The organism is Burkholderia sp. AU33545 (assembly GCF_020419685.1).
Classification (GTDB): domain Bacteria; phylum Pseudomonadota; class Gammaproteobacteria; order Burkholderiales; family Burkholderiaceae; genus Burkholderia; species Burkholderia diffusa.
Map to the genome: position 1 here is coordinate 126,214 of NZ_JAIZRQ010000005.1, position 17,228 is coordinate 143,441.

Sequence of the window (17,228 nt, forward strand, 5' to 3'; positions counted from 1 at the left end):
TCGCGCCAAGGCGGTTTGCCGCCGTGCCGTCGCCGCAAACAAAAAGCCCCGCAATCGCGGGGCTTTTTTTCGTCCGGCCGCCGTGCGGCGGGCGGTGCGGGTCATGCGTGCCGTTGCAGCCCTTCGGCGTCCTTCGTGGGCTCCGGCCGGTAGCCGAGCGATTCCGAAATGGTGAGGGCGGTGCGGCTCAACTGGCCGAGCCACGCGTCCTGCAGGCGATCGGCCGGTGCCGACAGCGACAGGCCCGCGACGAGCTTGCCCGAGTCGTCGTAGATGCCGGCCGCGATACAGCGCACGCCCAGCTCCAGTTCCTCGTTGTCGCGCGCGCACGATTGCTGGCGCACGAGCGTCAGTTCGCGCTCGAGCTTCGCGATGTCGGTAATGCTGTTCTGCGTATGGCCGGACAGCCCGGTGCGCGTCGCGTAGGCGCGCACGCGCGACGTTTCGTCGACCGCGAGAAACAGCTTGCCGACCGATGTCAGGTGCAGCGGCGCGCGGCCGCCGATCGCGCGGACGACCTGCATCCCCGAGCGCTCCGAATACGCGCGCTCGATATAGACGATTTCGTCGCCCTGGCGTACCGACAGGTTCACGGTCTGGCCGGTCAGGCGGTGCAGTTCGCGCATCGGCATCAGCGCGGCGTCGCGTACCGACAGGCGCGCCTTCACGAGGTTGCCGAGCTCGAGCAGCCTCATGCCGAGCCGGTAGGTGCCGGGGTCGGAGCGGTCGACCAGGCGGCAGGTCACCATGTCGTTGAGGATACGGTGCGCGGTCGACGGATGAAGTTCGGTGCGCTGCGCAAGCTCCTTCAGGCTGACGGGGTCGCTGTGCGCGGCGAGCGCGTCCAGCAGCCGCATCATACGTTCGATCACCTGGATCGACGTTTTGGAATCCGGGGTGGGTTGGCTCATGTCGGGGGGGAATCGGTTGACGCATCAAGCGGTGTTGCGTCGATTGTATCTCGTATCGTGAAAAAAGCGAACGCCGTTCGAGGAAGTCCTCGTTTCCGGCCGTGCGCGCTTGCATACGCGCCGGCGTTGGTCTCGCCGGCCAAACGGCGGATAATGAGAGCCGTTTTCTCGAAGGAGCGCATATGCGAGTCGGTTTGTTCGTGACCTGCCTGGTCGACCTGATGCGTCCGGAAATCGGTTTTTCCGCGCTGAAACTGATTCGCGAAGCCGGCTACGAGGTATTCGTGCCGCCCGCGCAAACCTGCTGTGGCCAGCCGGCCTACAACTCGGGCGATCGCGCGCTCGCACGCGATCTCGCCGAAAAGACGCTGCGCGAGTTCGAGCAGTTCGACTACGTCGTCGCGCCGTCGGGCTCGTGCGGCGGCATGATCCGCACGCACTACGGCGACCTGTTCCGCGACGACCCCGAACTGATGGGGCGCTATGCGCGATTTCAGCAGAAAGTCTATGAACTGACCGATTTCCTCGCGAACGTCGCGAAGGTGACACTCGCGCCCGGCGAATTCACGGGGCCGGTCACCTATCACGACTCGTGCTCGGGCCTGCGCGAGCTCGGCGTGAAGGCGCAGCCGCGCGCGCTGCTCGCGCAGCGCGGCGTGGCCGTCACCGAGATGAAGGATTGCGAGCACTGCTGCGGCTTCGGCGGCACGTTCGCGGTCAAGTACGGCGACATTTCGGCGGCCATCGCGGACGAGAAATGCGCGAATGTCCGCGCATCCGGCGCGGGCGCCGTCGTGCTCGGCGATCTCGGCTGCATGCTGAACATCGAAGGGCGGTTGCGCCGCACGGGCGACCGCGACACGCGCGTGCTGCACGTCGCGCAGGTGCTGGCGGGCGACGTCTGACGCCCGGTTCCGCTCACTTTTCCCCGATACCGCGATGCAAGTCCAATCGATGCATTTCAAGGCCCGTGCCGGCCAGAAGCTGGCCGACCAGCGCCTGCAGCAGAACCTGAAGAAGCTGTCGACGAAGTTCGTGTCCGCACGCGCCGACGCGATGACCGAGATCGACTTCCAGGCGACGCGCGCCGCGCTGAAGGCGCGCCGCAACCGTGCACTGGAGAATCTCGACGTGTGGCTCGAGGCGTTCGAACGCGAGGCGACGCGGCGCGGCACGACGGTGCTGTTCGCGGAAACAACCGCCGACGCCGCGCGGCTCGTCGCCGACATCGCGCGACGCCACGACGTGAAGAAGGTCATCAAGACGAAGTCGATGGTGTCCGAGGAAATGCGCCTGAACGCGGTGCTCGCCGAGATGGGTGTGCAGTCGATCGAGACGGACCTGGGCGAATACATCCTGCAGATCAACGACAACGAGCCGCCGAGCCACATCATCGCGCCCGTCGTGCACAAGGACAAGGACGAGATCGCGGACCTGTTCGCGCGCACGCACCACCGCGAGCGGCTGACCGAGATCCCCGACATGACGCGCGAGGCGCGTGAGGTGCTGCGCCCGCATTTCCTGTCGGCCGACATGGGGGTGACGGGCGGCAACTTCGTGATCGCCGAGACGGGGTCGGTCGCGGTCGTCACGAACGAAGGCAACGAAGGGATGTGCACGGTGATGCCGCGCGTGCATGTCGCGGTGACGGGCATCGAGAAGGTGCTGCCGACGCTCGAGGATCTCGCGACCGCGATGCGTCTGCTGCCGCGCTCGGCGACCGGGCAGAAGACCTCGAACTACTTCTCGCTGCTCACCGGGCCGCGCGGCCCCGGCGATGAGGACGGCCCGGAGCACAACTACGTGGTGCTCGTCGACGGCGGTCGGACGGGACTGATCGGCGGCGAATTCCAGGAGATGCTGCGTTGCATTCGCTGCGGCGCATGCATGAACCACTGCCCGGTATATCAGAAGGTCGGCGGGCACGCGTACGGATGGGTCTATCCGGGCCCGATGGGCTCGGTGCTGACACCGAGCTACGTGGGGATCGACCGAGCGCTCGACTTGCCGCAGGCCGCGACCCTGTGCGGCGAATGCGACAGCGTGTGCCCGGCCGGGATCCCGTTGTCGCACTTGCTGCGTACGCTGCGCGAGAAACAGGTCGAGCGGCATCTGCGGCCGTGGCGCGAGCGCGCCGCGCTCGCCGCGTGGGGCTTCGTCGCGCGCCGGCCGATGCTGTATGCGCTGACGACCAAGCTCGCGGTGCGCATCCTCGAGCGGCTGGGCGGCAATGGCGGCACGCTGCGGCGCCTGCCAATGATGGGCGGCTGGATGGACACGCGCGACATGCCGACGCCGACCGGGCGCACGTTCCGCGAGCTGTACGCGGCATCCCAAAGCCACCTCGGCTGACCACTGTTCATCGAGCGACAACAGTGCGTTCGCTATTCATGTATTTATCTCGATAGGTGCGGTCTATAGAATCCTGCCTGTAGTCCCCGGAATCGGGTTTCGGGGCATGAGGTCAAGGAGCCGCATCATGAGAAAGACAATATCGATGTACTGGCCGCTGGCAATCGTCGTCCCGCTCGCCGCGGTCGCTTATTTGCACGCGATGGCCGACGCACCGTCGCGTGGCCCGATCGCCGTTCATCAGGCATCGGCCGAACTCGCGCGCGCGGTGTCGTTCGGGCTGGTCGGCGACGCGGCGAAGCCGTTGCCGGCCGTATCCGGCGACGTCGCGCTCGCCGCACCCAAGGCGCTGTAAGTCACGCCGCCGTCGCTTTGCGCGGCGGCGCGATTCCGGGCGCCTTTGTATAATGGCGCGTTCTTCTTCCACGCGGTTCACCGCGGCTTTTCGAGAGTGCGATGTCCCGCGTTGCGATCTGTTTCGTCTGTCTCGGCAACATCTGCCGTTCGCCCACGGCGGAAGGCGTGATGCGCCACCAGGTCGACGCGGCCGGGCTGGCCGACCGGATCGCGATCGATTCGGCCGGGACGGGCGACTGGCACGTCGGCGAGCCGCCCGACACGCGCGCGCAGGCGGCGGCGCGCACGCGCGGCTACGACCTGTCGGCGCTGCGGGCGCGGCAAGTGAGCGCGGTGGATTTCGAGCGGTTCGATCTGCTGCTGGCGATGGACGAGGCCAATTTCGCGGAATTGCGGCGGCGCTGCCCGCCCGAGCATCGCGACAAGGTGCGCCTCCTGATGGAATTCGCGCCGGGCGCGACCGAGATCGAAGTGGCGGATCCTTATTTCGGCGGCGCGCAGGGCTTCGAACAGGTGCTCGACCAGGTCGAGCGCGCGTGCGCGGGCCTGCTCGATACCCTCCGCAGCGGCGCCTCGCACTGATCGCGGCGGGGTATTCAGCGATCTGCGAATACCCTGTCGAAGACATGGATACTTGACTAAAATCGTCAAATATTTATACTTGACCAAAACCGTCAAGATTGCAGTCCCCTAGACACCATGAGACTCACCACCAAAGGCCGTTTCGCCGTCACGGCGATGATTGACTTGGCACTGCGCCAGGAGCAGGGCCCGGTGACGCTTGCAGGCATCAGCCAGCGCCAGCGGATTTCGCTCTCGTATCTCGAACAGCTGTTCGGCAAGCTGCGCAGGCATGAAATCGTCGAATCCGTGCGCGGCCCGGGCGGCGGCTACAACCTCGCGCGCCGCGCGCAGGACGTCACCGTCGCCGACATCATCATCGCGGTCGATGAACCGCTCGACGCCACGCAGTGCGGCGGCAAAGGCACGTGCGACGGCTCGAAGCAGCCCGACGGCCATTGCATGACGCACGAGCTGTGGTCGACCCTGAACCAGAAAATGGTCGAATACCTCGATTCGGTATCGCTGCAGGATCTCGTCGATCAGCAGCGCGCACGCGAAGGCGCACCCGCGGTGCTGCGCGACCGGCGCACGCCGGAGCCCGTCGCGGCACCGGCCGAACCGGTGCGCACGATGCCGCTCGGTCCCAATTCGGTGTTCAACATCGCGAGTTCGTGAGCGCGAACGCGCCGCACACCCCATAACGCACATAGTCCCTGCACAGAATTCCCGGAGCGACAGATGACCCAAGAGACTCTCCACCTGCCCATCTACATGGATTACAGCGCGACGACGCCGGTCGACCCGCGCGTGGTCGACAAGATGGTGCCGTACCTGCGCGAGCAGTTCGGCAACCCGGCGTCGCGCAGCCACGCATACGGCTGGGACGCGGAACGCGCGGTCGAGGAAGCGCGCGAGCAGGTGGCTGCGCTCGTGAACGCGGATCCGCGCGAGATCATCTGGACGTCCGGCGCGACGGAATCGGACAACCTCGCCATCAAGGGTGCCGCGAACTTCTACAAGGGCAAGGGCAAGCACATCATCACGGTGAAGACCGAGCACAAGGCCGTGCTCGATACCTGCCGCGAGCTCGAGCGCGACGGCTTCGAAGTCACCTATCTCGACGTGAAGGAAGACGGCCTGATCGACCTCGACGTGTTCAAGGCCGCGCTGCGCCCGGACACGATCCTCGTGTCGGTCATGCACGTGAACAACGAGATCGGCGTGATCCAGGACATCGAGACGATCGGTGAAATCTGCCGCGAGAAGGGCATCGTGTTCCACGTCGACGCCGCACAGTCGACCGGCAAGGTCGAGATCGACCTCGCGAAGCTGAAGGTCGACCTGATGTCGTTCTCGGCGCACAAGACCTACGGCCCGAAGGGCATCGGCGCGCTGTACGTGCGCCGCAAGCCGCGGGTGCGCATCGAAGCGCAGATGCACGGCGGCGGCCACGAGCGCGGGATGCGTTCGGGCACGCTGGCGACGCACCAGATCGTCGGCATGGGTGAAGCGTTCCGCATCGCGCGTGAAGAAATGGCGACCGAGAACGAGCGCATCCGCATGCTGCGCGACAAGCTGCTGCGCGGCCTGTCGCAGATCGAGGAAACGTACGTGAACGGCGACATGGAGCACCGTGTTCCGCACAACCTGAACATCAGTTTCAACTTCGTCGAAGGCGAGTCACTGATCATGGCGATCAAGGACGTCGCGGTGTCGTCGGGCTCGGCGTGCACGTCGGCGTCGCTGGAGCCGTCGTACGTGCTGCGTGCACTCGGCCGCAACGACGAACTCGCGCACAGCTCGATCCGTTTCACGGTCGGCCGCTTCACGACGGAGCAGGAAGTCGACTTCGTGATCGCACTGCTGAACAGCAAGATCGCGAAGCTGCGCGAGCTGTCGCCGCTCTGGGAAATGCACCAGGAAGGCATCGATCTGTCGACGATCGAATGGGCTGCACACTGAACACCGCATTGAATACATTCGCGGGCGGATTTGCGCACGCAGACGTAACGAGTCAAGGAGTCTGAGTCATGTCATACAGCAACAAGGTTCTGGATCACTACGAAAACCCGCGTAACGTCGGTTCGTTCGCGAAAGACGACGACGCGGTCGGCACGGGCATGGTCGGCGCGCCGGCCTGCGGCGACGTGATGAAGCTGCAGATCCGCGTCGGCGCGGACGGCGTGATCGAAGACGCGAAGTTCAAGACGTACGGCTGCGGTTCGGCGATCGCGTCGAGCTCGCTCGTGACCGAATGGGTGAAGGGCAAGACCCTCGACGAGGCGCTGTCGATCAAGAACACGCAGATCGCCGAAGAGCTGGCCCTGCCGCCGGTGAAGATTCACTGCTCGATTCTCGCGGAAGACGCGATCAAGGCAGCCGTGGCCGACTACAAGAAGCGCCACGACACGAAGGAAGGCGATCAGGCAGCGGCCTGAGCGCCATCGAGCGGCTTGTGAAGGAACGCGGCGGGCCCGGGCGGCGCGCCGCGGCAAGGACATCATGGCAATTACACTGACCGAAAAAGCAGCACAGCACGTCCAGAAATACCTCGTCCGTCGCGGCAAGGGTGTGGGCCTGCGGCTTGGCGTTCGCACGACCGGGTGCTCGGGGCTCGCGTACAAGCTCGAGTATGTCGACGAGCTGGCCCCCGAGGATCAGGTGTTCGAGAGCCATGGCGTGAAGGTCGTCGTCGACCCGAAAAGCCTCGCGTACATCGACGGCACCGAGCTCGACTTTGCACGCGAAGGCCTGAACGAAGGGTTCAAGTTCAACAACCCGAACGTGAAGGACGAGTGCGGTTGCGGCGAATCGTTCCGCGTGTGACGCGGGTATCCGCGCGATGCGGGCAAGAGGCGGCACGAGCCGCCTTTTTAATGTGCGGCGTTTGCCGCGCGACGAACCGGAATTGAACGCGACGATGGTTTCGCTGAAAGACAGCCACTTCGATCTGTTTCACCTGCCGGCGCAATTCGCGCTCGACGAGGCTGCGCTCGACAGCGCGTATCGCACCGTGCAGACGCAGGTCCACCCGGACCGCTTCGCGGCGGCCGGCGACGCGCAAAAGCGCATCGCGATGCAATGGGCGACCCGTGCGAACGAAGCCTACCGCACGCTGCGCGATCCGCTGAAACGCGCGACCTATCTGCTGTCGCTGCGCGGCGTCGACATCGGTGCCGAAAACAACACCGCGATGGAGCCCGCGTTCCTGATGCAGCAGATGGAGTGGCGCGAAGGCATCGAGGATGCCGCTGCCGCCCGCAACGTCGATGCGCTCGATGCGCTGCTCGCCGAATTGCGCGACGAAAAGCGCGTGCGCCTCGAGCGCCTCGGCACGCTGCTCGACAGCGCAGCCGACCAGGCCGCCGCCGAAGCCGTGCGCCAGCTGATGTTCATCGAACGGGTCGCGTCGGAAGTGGGCGCGCAGATCGAGCGCCTCGAAACTTAACCGCGTGCCTCGCGGCACGCGCAGCAAACGGGCCGAGCGCCCGAACGAACCAAGATGGCTTTACTGCAAATTTCCGAACCGGGCATGGCGCCGGCGCCGCACCAGCGGCGACTCGCTGTCGGGATCGATCTCGGCACGACGAACTCGCTCGTCGCGGCCGTGCGCAACAGCGTGCCCGAAGTGCTGCCGGACGAGGCGGGCCGCGTGCTGCTGCCGTCGGTGGTCCGTTATCTGGAGAAGGGCGGCCGCCGCATCGGTCACGAAGCGAAGGAGCAGGCCGCGACCGATCCGCGCAACACGATCGTGTCGGTCAAGCGCTTCATGGGCCGCGGCAAGGCCGAGGTCGAAGGCGCGGCGAACGCGCCTTACGAATTCGTCGATGCACCGGGCATGGTGCAGATCCGCACGATCGACGGCGTGAAGAGCCCGGTCGAAGTGTCGGCCGAGATTCTCGCGACGCTGCGTTACCGCGCGGAAGACACGCTCGGCGACGAACTGGTCGGCGCGGTGATCACGGTGCCCGCATACTTCGATGACGCGCAGCGCCAGGCGACGAAGGACGCCGCGCGTCTCGCGGGCATCAACGTCCTGCGCCTGCTGAACGAACCGACCGCGGCCGCGATCGCCTATGGTCTCGACAACGCGGCCGAAGGCCTCTACGCGGTGTACGACCTCGGCGGCGGCACGTTCGACCTGTCGATCCTGAAGCTGACCAAGGGCGTGTTCGAAGTGCTGGCCGCGGGCGGCGATTCCGCGCTCGGCGGCGACGATTTCGACCACGCGCTGTTCGTCCACGTGCTCGCGCATGCCGGCATCGATGCGAAGGCGCTTGCGCCCGAGGACGTGCGCCTGCTGCTCGATCGCGTGCGCGTGCTGAAGGAAGCGCTGTCGTCCGCGCCGCAGGCGTCGCTAGACGTGACGCTGTCGAACGGTGCCCGGCTCGAGCAGACGATCTCGCACGACACGTTCGCCGCCCTCGTCGAGCCGCTCGTGCAGCGTACGCTGACGCCGACCCGCAAGGCATTGCGCGACGCGCAGGTAACGCCGGCCGACATCAAGGGTGTCGTGCTGGTCGGCGGCGCGACGCGCATGCCGGTGATCCGCGAGGCGGTCGCGAAGCATTTCGGCCAGCCGCCGCTCGTCAATCTCGATCCCGACCAGGTCGTCGCGCTCGGCGCGGCGATCCAGGCCGACCTGCTCGCCGGCAATCGCGGCAGCGGCGACGACTGGCTGCTGCTCGACGTGATCCCGCTGTCGCTCGGCGTCGAGACGATGGGCGGTCTCGTCGAGAAGATCATTCCGCGCAATTCGACGATTCCGATCGCGCGTGCGCAGGAATTCACGACCTTCAAGGATGGCCAGACCGCGATGGCGATCCACGTCGTGCAAGGCGAGCGCGAGCTCGTCGCCGACTGCCGGTCGCTCGCGCGCTTCGAGCTGCGCGGCATCCCGCCGATGACGGCCGGCGCGGCGCGCATCCGTGTGACCTATCAGGTCGATGCGGACGGGTTGCTGTCGGTGTTCGCGCGCGAGCAACATTCGGGCGTCGAGGCGTCGGTCGTCGTGAAGCCGTCGTACGGCCTCGCCGACGACGACATCGCGAAGATGCTCGAAGACAGCTTCAAGACCGCCGAGATCGACATGCGCGCGCGCGCGCTGCGCGAAGCGCAGGTCGAGGCCGAGCGGATGATCGAGGCGACGCAGGCGGCGCTGGCGACCGACGGCGAATTGCTCGATGACGCCGAACGCACGCAGGTCGACGCGCTCGTCGCGGCGCTGCGCACGATCGCGCAGGGCGACGACACGGACGCGATCGAAACCGCGACCAAGACGCTGGCCGACGGCACCGACGAATTCGCGGCGCGCCGGATGGACAAGAGCATCAAGCGCGCACTGTCGGGCCGACGGCTCGACGAGATCTGAACGAAATGCACGCGGGCCGGCGACGGCCCGCGCGATATTGAACCGTGCGGCGCCAGCCGCCGCACCCTGACTGACGGAACGGACATGCCTCAACTGGTGGTGCTGCCTCACGTCGAACTGTGCCCGGACGGCGCAGTAATCGACGCGACGCCCGGCAAGAGTATTTGCGACAACCTGCTCGACAACGGGATCGAGATCGAGCATGCATGCGAGAAGTCGTGCGCATGCATGACCTGCCACGTGGTGATCCGCGAGGGCTTCAACGATCTCGATCCGTCCGACGAGGACGAAGACGACCTGCTCGACAAGGCATGGGGCCTCGAGCCGACGTCGCGCCTGTCGTGCCAGGCAATCGTGAAGGAAGATTCGGACCTGGTGGTCGAGATCCCGAAGTACTCGATCAACCACGCTAAGGAAAATCACTGACGGACCGGCGGGCCGGACTCGCCGCGTACACGGGAGAGCAAGTCATGAAATGGACCGATTCGCGCGAAATTGCCATCGCGCTGGCAGACAAGCATCCGGACGTCGATCCGCAGAAGATCAATTTCGTCGACCTGCGCCAATGGGTCATCGATCTGGATGGCTTCACCGACGACCCGGCGCACTCGGGCGAGAAGATCCTCGAAGCGATCCAGGCCCACTGGATCGATGAATCCGACTTCGACGACGAAGACTGAGGTTCGCGCTGGCGCTCCGCGCCATGTGGCTCCGGCAAGGCTCCCGCAAAAAGAAAAGGCTCGTGATGCTTCACGAGCCTTTTTCATTTCCGGCACGGTGCAAGGGCTGTCCGGCGATGCGTCAGGCGTCAAGCGCCGACCAGCGTCCCGTTCTCGATCCGCACGCGCTGACCCTGGCCGAACGGCGGCGGGTTGTGGTACGTGAACGTGCGCGTCGCGCCGCTTTCCATCTGGACCTGTACCTGGTAGTCGGTTTCCGCGCGCACCTGCTTCTCGACCTGGTTGCCGGCGAGACCGCCGCCGAGCGCGCCGATGATCGTCATCGCGGTGCGGCCGTTGCCGTGACCGAACTGGTTGCCGAGCAGGCCGCCGGCCGCTGCGCCGCCGACCGCACCGATCCCCGAACTCTGACCCGGCGTACGCGTCTGCGTGATCGCGACGACCGTGCCGCAGGTCTGGCAATAGGCCGGCTGCGCGGGCGCGGACGGCTGCTGCGCGTATTGCGGCGGTTGCGGCGCCGGCGTATGGCGGCGGTGCGTGGCTGCCGGGCGCGGCGCGGGCTTCGGTTCGACCTGGGCTGCCGCTGCCTTCTCGGCAGCCGCCTTCTGCTGCGCGGCCTGTTCGGCTGCCTGCTGTTGCGCCTGCGCGGCGAGCGCGGCGCTGGCTGCAGCGGCCGTATCGACGGCCGGCTGCGACGCGATCAGCGCGGCCTGGGTCTGGCCGTTCTGCGCGTTATTGCTGTTGGCCTTCGGGAAGATGCCCGTGATCGCTGCGGTGGCCGCGAGGCTCGCGACGATCACGGCGCCTGCCGCGGTCGCGATAAGCGGGTGGAGGCGTTGCTTTTGCGGGGTGGTTTGATTCTGGTTGTCCATTTTGTTCTCCGGTGTCGACCCGGCGTCGCACATTGGCGCTGGCCGGATCCCACGCTCGGGAGCGAGCAGACTTGGCGTTCCGGCGCCGCGTTCTGGTCCCGTGGTCATGCGTGGTGACGCAACAGGAGTGTCGTCCACGGGCGAGGGTCGCACCGTATCAAGGTGTAACGAATTGCAGCGGGAAGCAGGCGGGCGTTATCGGGAAAACCCGGAGAGGGCCGTCGCGACGAGGGGATAAAACGGGGGAGGATCGAAAGCCGGCGAACGCCGGCGAGCGGGATTTACGCGTGGTTACAAAGCTGACGCGTGCGCCGCGGGGCGCGGCGCACGCGGGGGCTCGGCCGTCAGTCTTCGCGGCGCAGGTGCGGGAACAGCAGCACGTCGCGAATCGTCGGGCTGTCGGTCAGCAGCATCACGAGACGGTCGATGCCAATCCCGCAACCACCCGTCGGCGGCATTCCGTGTTCGAGCGCGCGGATGTAGTCGGCGTCGAAGAACATCGCTTCCTCGTCGCCTGCATCCTTCTGCTCGACCTGCTTCTTGAAGCGCGCGGCCTGATCTTCCGGATCGTTCAGCTCCGAGAAGCCGTTCGCGATCTCGCGGCCGGTCATGAACAGTTCGAAACGCTCGGTAATGCCCGGCACCGTATCCGATGCGCGTGCGAGCGGCGACACCTCGACCGGGTAGTCGATGATGTAGGTCGGCTCCCACAGCTGCGATTCGGCGGTTTCCTCGAACAGCGCGAGCTGCAGCGCGCCGATGCCGGCATTCAGGAAGGCCGGCTGCGACACGTCTACGCCGAGGCGCTTCAGTTCGGAGCGCAGGAACGCGTCGTCCGACAGCTGGCCGTCGGTGTACTGCGGCGCGTACTTCTGGATCGCCTGCGTGATCGTCAGGCGGTGGAACGGCTTCGCGAGGTCGAGCTCGCGCCCCTGGTACTGGATCGTCGCGGTGCCGAGCGCATCGATCGCCGCCTGGCGGATCAGCTGCTCGGTGAAGTCCATCAGCCAGCGGTAGTCGGTGTACGCGGCGTAGAACTCCATCATCGTGAATTCCGGGTTGTGGCGCGGCGACACGCCTTCATTCCGGAAGTTGCGGTTGATCTCGAACACGCGCTCGAAGCCGCCGACGATCAGGCGCTTCAGGTACAGCTCCGGCGCGATACGCAGGAACATCTGCATGTCGAGCGCGTTGTGGTGCGTGACGAACGGCTTCGCCGCGGCACCGCCCGGGATCGGGTGCAGCATCGGCGTTTCGACTTCCATGAAGTCGGCGTTGTCCATGAACTTGCGGATCGACGCAATGGTCTTGGTGCGCGCGCGGAACGTGTCGCGCGTTTCCGGCGTGACGATCAGGTCGACGTAGCGCTGGCGGTAGCGCATTTCCTGGTCGGCGAGGCCGTGGAACTTGTCCGGCAGCGGACGCAGCGCCTTCGACAGCAGGCGCAGCTCCTTGCACTGGACCGACAGCTCGCCCTTGTTGGTGCGGAACAGCACGCCGCGTGCGGCGACGATGTCGCCGAGGTCCCACTTCTTGAATGCGTCGTAGGTTTCCGTGCCGACGTCGTTCGGCGTCACGAAGAACTGGATCTGGCCCGAACCGTCCTGCACCGTCGCGAAGCTCGCCTTGCCCATCACGCGCTTGAGCATCATGCGGCCGGCGACCGACACCTCGACCGGGTTCGCCTCGAGCGCGGCCTTGTCCGAGTCGGCGAATTTCGCCTGGAGATCGGCGGCGTGATGCGTCGGTCGAAAATCGTTCGGATAGGCGACGCCTTGCTCGCGCAATGCGCGCAGCTTCTCGCGGCGCTCGGCGATGATCTGGTTTTCGTCCGCCGCGACGGCGGGCTGCGTTTGGGTCGGTTCGGTCATGATGGTCGGAATTCGGAGTGGGTGCGGCAACGCAACGGGAAGGGCGGCGCGACCGGAGAGGCCGCGCCGCGGCGCTTACACGCCCTGTTTGAGGCTCGCGCTGATGAAGTCGTCGAGATCGCCGTCGAGCACGGCTCGCGTGTTGCTCATTTCGACGTTCGTACGGAGGTCCTTCACGCGGCTCTGGTCGAGCACGTACGAGCGGATCTGGTGGCCCCAGCCCACATCGGTCTTGCTCGATTCGAGCTTGTCCTGCTCGGCCTGGCGCTTGCGCATTTCGGCTTCGTACAGGCGCGACTTCAGCATGGCCATCGCTTCGGCACGGTTGCGGTGCTGCGAGCGGTCGTTCTGGCACTGCACGACGATGCCGGTCGGCATGTGCGTGATCCGCACGGCCGAGTCGGTCTTGTTGATGTGCTGGCCGCCGGCGCCCGAGGCGCGGTACGTATCGATGCGCAGGTCGGCCGGGTTGACTTCGACTTCGATCGAGTCGTCGATTTCCGGATACACGAACACCGACGAGAACGACGTGTGGCGGCCGCCCGACGAGTCGAACGGCGACTTGCGCACGAGGCGGTGAATGCCCGTTTCGGTGCGCAGGAAGCCGTATGCGTATTCGCCCGTGACCTTGACCGTCGCGTTCTTGATGCCGGCGACGTCGCCGTCGGATTCTTCGAGCACTTCGGCCTTGAAGCCCTTGCGCTCGCAGTAGCGCAGGTACTGGCGCAGCAGCATCGAAGCCCAGTCGCACGCCTCGGTGCCGCCGGCGCCGGCCTGGATGTCGATGAAGCAGTTGTTCGGGTCGGCCGGGTTCGAGAACATCCGGCGGAATTCGATGTCGCCGACGCGCGCTTCGAGCTTCTTCGCGTCGTCTTCGGATGCGATGAGGGTGTCTTCGTCGCCTTCCTCGCGTGCCAGCTCGAACAGGTCGAGCGCATCGCGCAGGTCGCTATCGAGTGCCGTCAGCGTCGTGACGACGCCTTCGAGCAGCTTCTTCTCGCGGCCGAGTGCCTGGGCGTTCTTCGAATCGTTCCAGACGTTCGGGTCTTCGAGTTCCTTGTTGACTTCGGTCAGACGCGCAGATTTGGCGTCGTAGTCAAAGATACCCCCGAAGCTCGCCCGCGCGCGTGCGCAGGTCGAGCAGGGAGCTTTCGATCGCGTTGAGACGTTCCGCTTCCATGATCGTTCGCTATTCTTGCTTCGTAAAAAAGCGGAATTATAGCCGATCGGCGGGGTTTCCCGGTGACGCGGAACGTGCTTGCATGTGCGCCGCAGCCGCGCGTTCGGCGCGGCGCGCATGCGGCCCGCGAGTGCCGCGGGCCGGTTGGCCGGGCGGGCGGCGTTCAGCCGGCCGCATGTTCGACGATCAGCTGGACGCGCGTCACGCCGTTCCAGGTGTCGGCCACGAGGCGGTACGCGATCAGCGCGCTCGCCGGCAGCGGCTCGGTGTGATTGAACCAGATCGCGTTGAAGCGCTGGCGGCCGCGCGCCAACTGCAGCTTCAGGTGCTTTTCCTTCACGAGCGACTGCGACACGACGTCGAATTCCCCGGAGAAAAGCGGGGCCGGAAAACCCTGGCCCCAGACGGCTTCGTCGAGCAGCCCGACGAACTGCGGCGTGAAATACGCTTCCTCGAGTTCGCCGTCGGTCTCGATCACGCGCGCCAGCGCGTCGTCGGACAACCACTCGCGCGCGACGGCCTCGAACGCGGCCGCGAAGCGCGGCACGTTGCCGGTGTCGAGCGTGAGGCCGGCCGCCATCGCGTGGCCGCCGAACGCGACGATCAGGTCGGGTTCGCGCTTTGACACCAGGTCGAGTGCATCGCGCAGGTGGAAGCCGGGAATCGAGCGGCCCGAACCTTTGACCCGCGTGCCGGCTTCGTCCGCATGCGCGAACGTGAACGACGGGCGATGGAACTTCTCCTTGAGCCGCCCGGCGACGATGCCGATCACGCCCTGGTGCCATTCGGGGTTGAACAGCGTGATCGTGCATGCGTCGGCCGGATCGACGTCGGCGAGATCGGCGAGCGCCTGCTGCTGCATGCCGGCCTCGATCTCGCGGCGCTCGCGGTTCATCGTGTCGAGCTGTTGCGCGAGGTCCCATGCGCGGCCGATGTCGTCGGTGATCAGGCACTCGATGCCGAGCGACATGTCCGAGAGCCGCCCGGCGGCGTTCAGGCGCGGGCCGAGGCCGAAGCCGAGGTCGAAGCCCGATGCGGTGCGCGCCTCGCGGCCGGCCGCGCGGAACAGCGCGGCGATGCCCGGCTGCATGCGGCCGTTGCGGATGCGCTGCAGCCCCTGCGCGACGAGCACGCGGTTGTTGCCGTCGAGCCGCACCACGTCGGCGACGGTGCCGAGCGCGACGAGGTCGAGCAGTCCGTCGAGGCGGGGTTCGGCCTCCTTGCTCGCGAACGCGCCGCGGCGGCGCAGCTCGGCGCGCAGCGCGAGCAGCACGTAGAACATCACGCCGACGCCGGCGATGTGCTTGCTCGGGAACGCGCAGCCGGGCTGGTTCGGGTTGACGATCGCGCGCGCGGCGGGCAGCGCGTCGCCGGGCAGATGGTGGTCGGTGACGAGCACATCGATGCCGCGCGCGTTCGCGGCTTCGACACCCGCGACGCTCGCGATCCCGTTGTCGACGGTGATCAGCAGGTCGGGCTTGCGCGCGGCCGCCAGTTCGACGATTTCGGGCGTGAGCCCGTAGCCGTATTCGAAGCGGTTCGGCACCAGGTAGTCGATCTGCGCGCCGAACATCCGCAGGCCGCGCACCGCGACTGCGCAGGCGGTTGCGCCGTCACAGTCGTAGTCGGCGACGACCAGCAGGCGCCGCTTGTCGGCGATCGCGTCGGCGAGCAGCGCCGCGGCGTCCGCGCAGCCTTTCAGTTCGGTGGGCGGGACGAGGCGCGCGAGGGCCGTCTCGATGTCGGTCGGGGACTGCACGCCGCGCGACGCATACAGGCGCGCGAGGACGGGATGCAGGCCGTGGCGCGCGAGCGCTTCGGCGTCGGCGGGCGCGACGGGGCGGGTAACGATCCGGGTCATACAGGTCGGGTTATTCGAACAGGGATGCCAGCGCGCGGCGGCGCCAGAACTTGCGCAGGTCGCCGCGCGTCGCGTGCAGCGTCACGGAGCTGGTGTCGCCGCACAGCGTGAAATCGACGCCGGCCAGCTCGCCGTTCTGCAGCGCGGCGAGGGACGGCGCGAACCAGTCGCGCTCGAGCGCGGCGAGCGCATCGTGCCAGCGTGGCCAGTCCTGCTCGATGTACGGGGCGGACAGCGTGGGCAGCTCGACGAGCGACGCGCCGGCGGCGGCGGGCAGTGCGTCGAATGCGGCCGGCACGGCGCCGGCTTCGGTTTGCGCCGCGCGCGCGAGGCCGAGCGCCGCGGGCGACGCGGACAGCACGCGCGCGAACGGCTTGCCGACCGGCTTCAGCGTGCCTTGCGCATGGAACCAGATCGAATTGACGGCGGGCAACCCGCGCGCTTCGCGCGCTTCGTTCACCGGATGCTGGAACCATGCCATCTGCACTTCGTTCTGCAGCTTCATCCACATCCGCGAGCGTTCGCCGGTGTGCGCTTCGTGCGGCAGCCAGATCTCGATGTTGCGGCCGCTCGCGCGCAGCGGCGCTGCGCCGGCGAGGCGGGCGAACTGCTCGCTGGACAGGTACCAGCGCGCTGGCTGCGGCGCCTCCAGTCGCACGCCGAGCTCCTCGATCAGCGGGCGCGCGACTGCCAGCAAGGCGGCTGCGTCGCCGTCGTCGAGCGCGAGGCTCGCCGGGTCGACGAGCACGAGGTGATCGTGCGCGATTTCGACATGGACGGGCTCGACGCACGCCCAGGCCTGGGTACCCGGGTCGCCGCCGTCCGCCAGCAGCATGTAGGGTGCGAGCGGCGCCTCGTCGGCGGCGTTGCCCTGGGTCGCGCCGAACTGGCGGGCCAGCCAGCGCTCGTGCGGCAGCGTGCGCTGGAAGTCCTCGCCTGCCACGCGCTCGACGAGGTTGGCGCGGGCGAGCAACTTTTCGAGCGCGGGGCTGTCCAGCGTGTGCAGGGACGAGGCCGCATCGGCCGCCGACGGCAGCGCGAACGGAACGAGAAAATGGAGGCGTCGGTCGTGCATGATGGTGCGCATTGTATGGCAAACTGCGCGCGTGATCGGGCCGGCGGACGGCCCGATTGCGTCCGGCGACCGTTTTTTCGGCCGTGCCCGGGCGGCCGGCCGCCGCCGGACGGCGCTCCGGCCACGGGCCGCCA

The 17,228-nt window shown here is 66.9% G+C and carries 18 protein-coding genes; 12 read left to right on the forward strand and 6 right to left on the reverse strand.

The features are described from left to right. Nucleotides 1-101 precede the first annotated feature (101 nt). Nucleotides 102-911 carry an IclR family transcriptional regulator gene (locus LGM71_RS18005; RefSeq protein WP_059608410.1) on the reverse strand — a complete coding sequence of 270 codons (810 nt, stop codon included), beginning with the start codon at nucleotides 909-911 and terminating at the stop codon, nucleotides 102-104. Between the two features lie 182 nt (nucleotides 912-1,093). Between LGM71_RS18005 and LGM71_RS18010 the strand changes: the two genes are divergently transcribed. From LGM71_RS18010 to iscX, 12 genes are all read left to right on the forward strand, one after another. After that, nucleotides 1,094-1,816: a (Fe-S)-binding protein gene (locus LGM71_RS18010; RefSeq protein WP_059535864.1), complete on the forward strand. Its 723-nt coding sequence runs from the start codon at nucleotides 1,094-1,096 to the stop codon at nucleotides 1,814-1,816. A gap of 34 nt (nucleotides 1,817-1,850) precedes the next feature. Beyond that, nucleotides 1,851-3,263 carry a lactate utilization protein B gene (locus LGM71_RS18015; protein WP_124622318.1) on the forward strand — a complete coding sequence of 471 codons (1,413 nt, stop codon included), beginning with the start codon at nucleotides 1,851-1,853 and terminating at the stop codon, nucleotides 3,261-3,263. 127 nt (nucleotides 3,264-3,390) lie between these two features. Further along, nucleotides 3,391-3,618: a hypothetical protein gene (locus LGM71_RS18020; protein WP_059608408.1), complete on the forward strand. Its 228-nt coding sequence runs from the start codon at nucleotides 3,391-3,393 to the stop codon at nucleotides 3,616-3,618. 101 nt (nucleotides 3,619-3,719) lie between these two features. Further along, nucleotides 3,720-4,202, forward strand: a complete 483-nt coding sequence (locus tag LGM71_RS18025; protein ID WP_226115683.1) for a low molecular weight protein-tyrosine-phosphatase — start codon at nucleotides 3,720-3,722, stop codon at nucleotides 4,200-4,202. Nucleotides 4,203-4,319: 117 nt separating this feature from the next. Then, entirely contained in the window at nucleotides 4,320-4,859 is a 540-nt protein-coding gene (gene iscR, locus LGM71_RS18030) for a Fe-S cluster assembly transcriptional regulator IscR (protein WP_009691731.1), read from the forward strand. A 63-nt stretch (nucleotides 4,860-4,922) separates the two neighbouring features. After that, complete coding sequence (locus LGM71_RS18035; protein WP_124622322.1) at nucleotides 4,923-6,146, forward strand: IscS subfamily cysteine desulfurase; 1,224 nt, start codon at nucleotides 4,923-4,925, stop codon at nucleotides 6,144-6,146. A 68-nt stretch (nucleotides 6,147-6,214) separates the two neighbouring features. Continuing rightward, nucleotides 6,215-6,622 carry a Fe-S cluster assembly scaffold IscU gene (gene iscU / locus LGM71_RS18040; RefSeq protein WP_009691729.1) on the forward strand — a complete coding sequence of 136 codons (408 nt, stop codon included), beginning with the start codon at nucleotides 6,215-6,217 and terminating at the stop codon, nucleotides 6,620-6,622. 64 nt (nucleotides 6,623-6,686) lie between these two features. Beyond that, nucleotides 6,687-7,010, forward strand: a complete 324-nt coding sequence (gene iscA / locus LGM71_RS18045; RefSeq protein ID WP_011885413.1) for an iron-sulfur cluster assembly protein IscA — start codon at nucleotides 6,687-6,689, stop codon at nucleotides 7,008-7,010. Between the two features lie 94 nt (nucleotides 7,011-7,104). Continuing rightward, entirely contained in the window at nucleotides 7,105-7,632 is a 528-nt protein-coding gene (gene hscB / locus LGM71_RS18050) for a Fe-S protein assembly co-chaperone HscB (RefSeq protein ID WP_034176899.1), read from the forward strand. A 54-nt stretch (nucleotides 7,633-7,686) separates the two neighbouring features. Continuing rightward, the gene (hscA, locus tag LGM71_RS18055; protein ID WP_226115684.1) at nucleotides 7,687-9,555 is read left to right on the forward strand and encodes a Fe-S protein assembly chaperone HscA; all 1,869 of its coding nucleotides are present in this window, start codon (nucleotides 7,687-7,689) and stop codon (nucleotides 9,553-9,555) included. A gap of 84 nt (nucleotides 9,556-9,639) precedes the next feature. Continuing rightward, a complete protein-coding gene (gene fdx, locus LGM71_RS18060) occupies nucleotides 9,640-9,981 on the forward strand; it encodes an ISC system 2Fe-2S type ferredoxin (protein WP_226115685.1) in 342 nt (113 codons plus the stop codon). Between the two features lie 44 nt (nucleotides 9,982-10,025). Beyond that, entirely contained in the window at nucleotides 10,026-10,235 is a 210-nt protein-coding gene (iscX, locus tag LGM71_RS18065; protein ID WP_059608404.1) for a Fe-S cluster assembly protein IscX, read from the forward strand. A gap of 128 nt (nucleotides 10,236-10,363) precedes the next feature. Here iscX and LGM71_RS18070 read toward each other — a convergent pair whose 3' ends face one another. The 5 genes from LGM71_RS18070 to LGM71_RS18090 form a co-directional block, all read right to left on the reverse strand. After that, nucleotides 10,364-11,107 carry a glycine zipper 2TM domain-containing protein gene (locus tag LGM71_RS18070; RefSeq protein WP_124622326.1) on the reverse strand — a complete coding sequence of 248 codons (744 nt, stop codon included), beginning with the start codon at nucleotides 11,105-11,107 and terminating at the stop codon, nucleotides 10,364-10,366. A gap of 344 nt (nucleotides 11,108-11,451) precedes the next feature. Beyond that, a complete protein-coding gene (gene lysS, locus LGM71_RS18075; protein WP_124622328.1) occupies nucleotides 11,452-12,978 on the reverse strand; it encodes a lysine--tRNA ligase in 1,527 nt (508 codons plus the stop codon). A 75-nt stretch (nucleotides 12,979-13,053) separates the two neighbouring features. Continuing rightward, nucleotides 13,054-14,158, reverse strand: a protein-coding gene (gene prfB / locus LGM71_RS18080; protein ID WP_105787638.1) for a peptide chain release factor 2 whose coding sequence is annotated in 2 segments (ribosomal slippage) — nucleotides 13,054-14,076 and nucleotides 14,078-14,158 — 1,104 coding nt in all. Because the reading frame shifts where the segments join, the coding sequence is not laid out codon by codon here. 163 nt (nucleotides 14,159-14,321) lie between these two features. Further along, a complete protein-coding gene (gene recJ / locus LGM71_RS18085) occupies nucleotides 14,322-16,019 on the reverse strand; it encodes a single-stranded-DNA-specific exonuclease RecJ (protein ID WP_059608402.1) in 1,698 nt (565 codons plus the stop codon). 10 nt (nucleotides 16,020-16,029) lie between these two features. Beyond that, entirely contained in the window at nucleotides 16,030-17,106 is a 1,077-nt protein-coding gene (locus LGM71_RS18090; protein ID WP_174920027.1) for a regulator, read from the reverse strand. Between the last annotated feature and the right edge of the window lie 122 nt (nucleotides 17,107-17,228).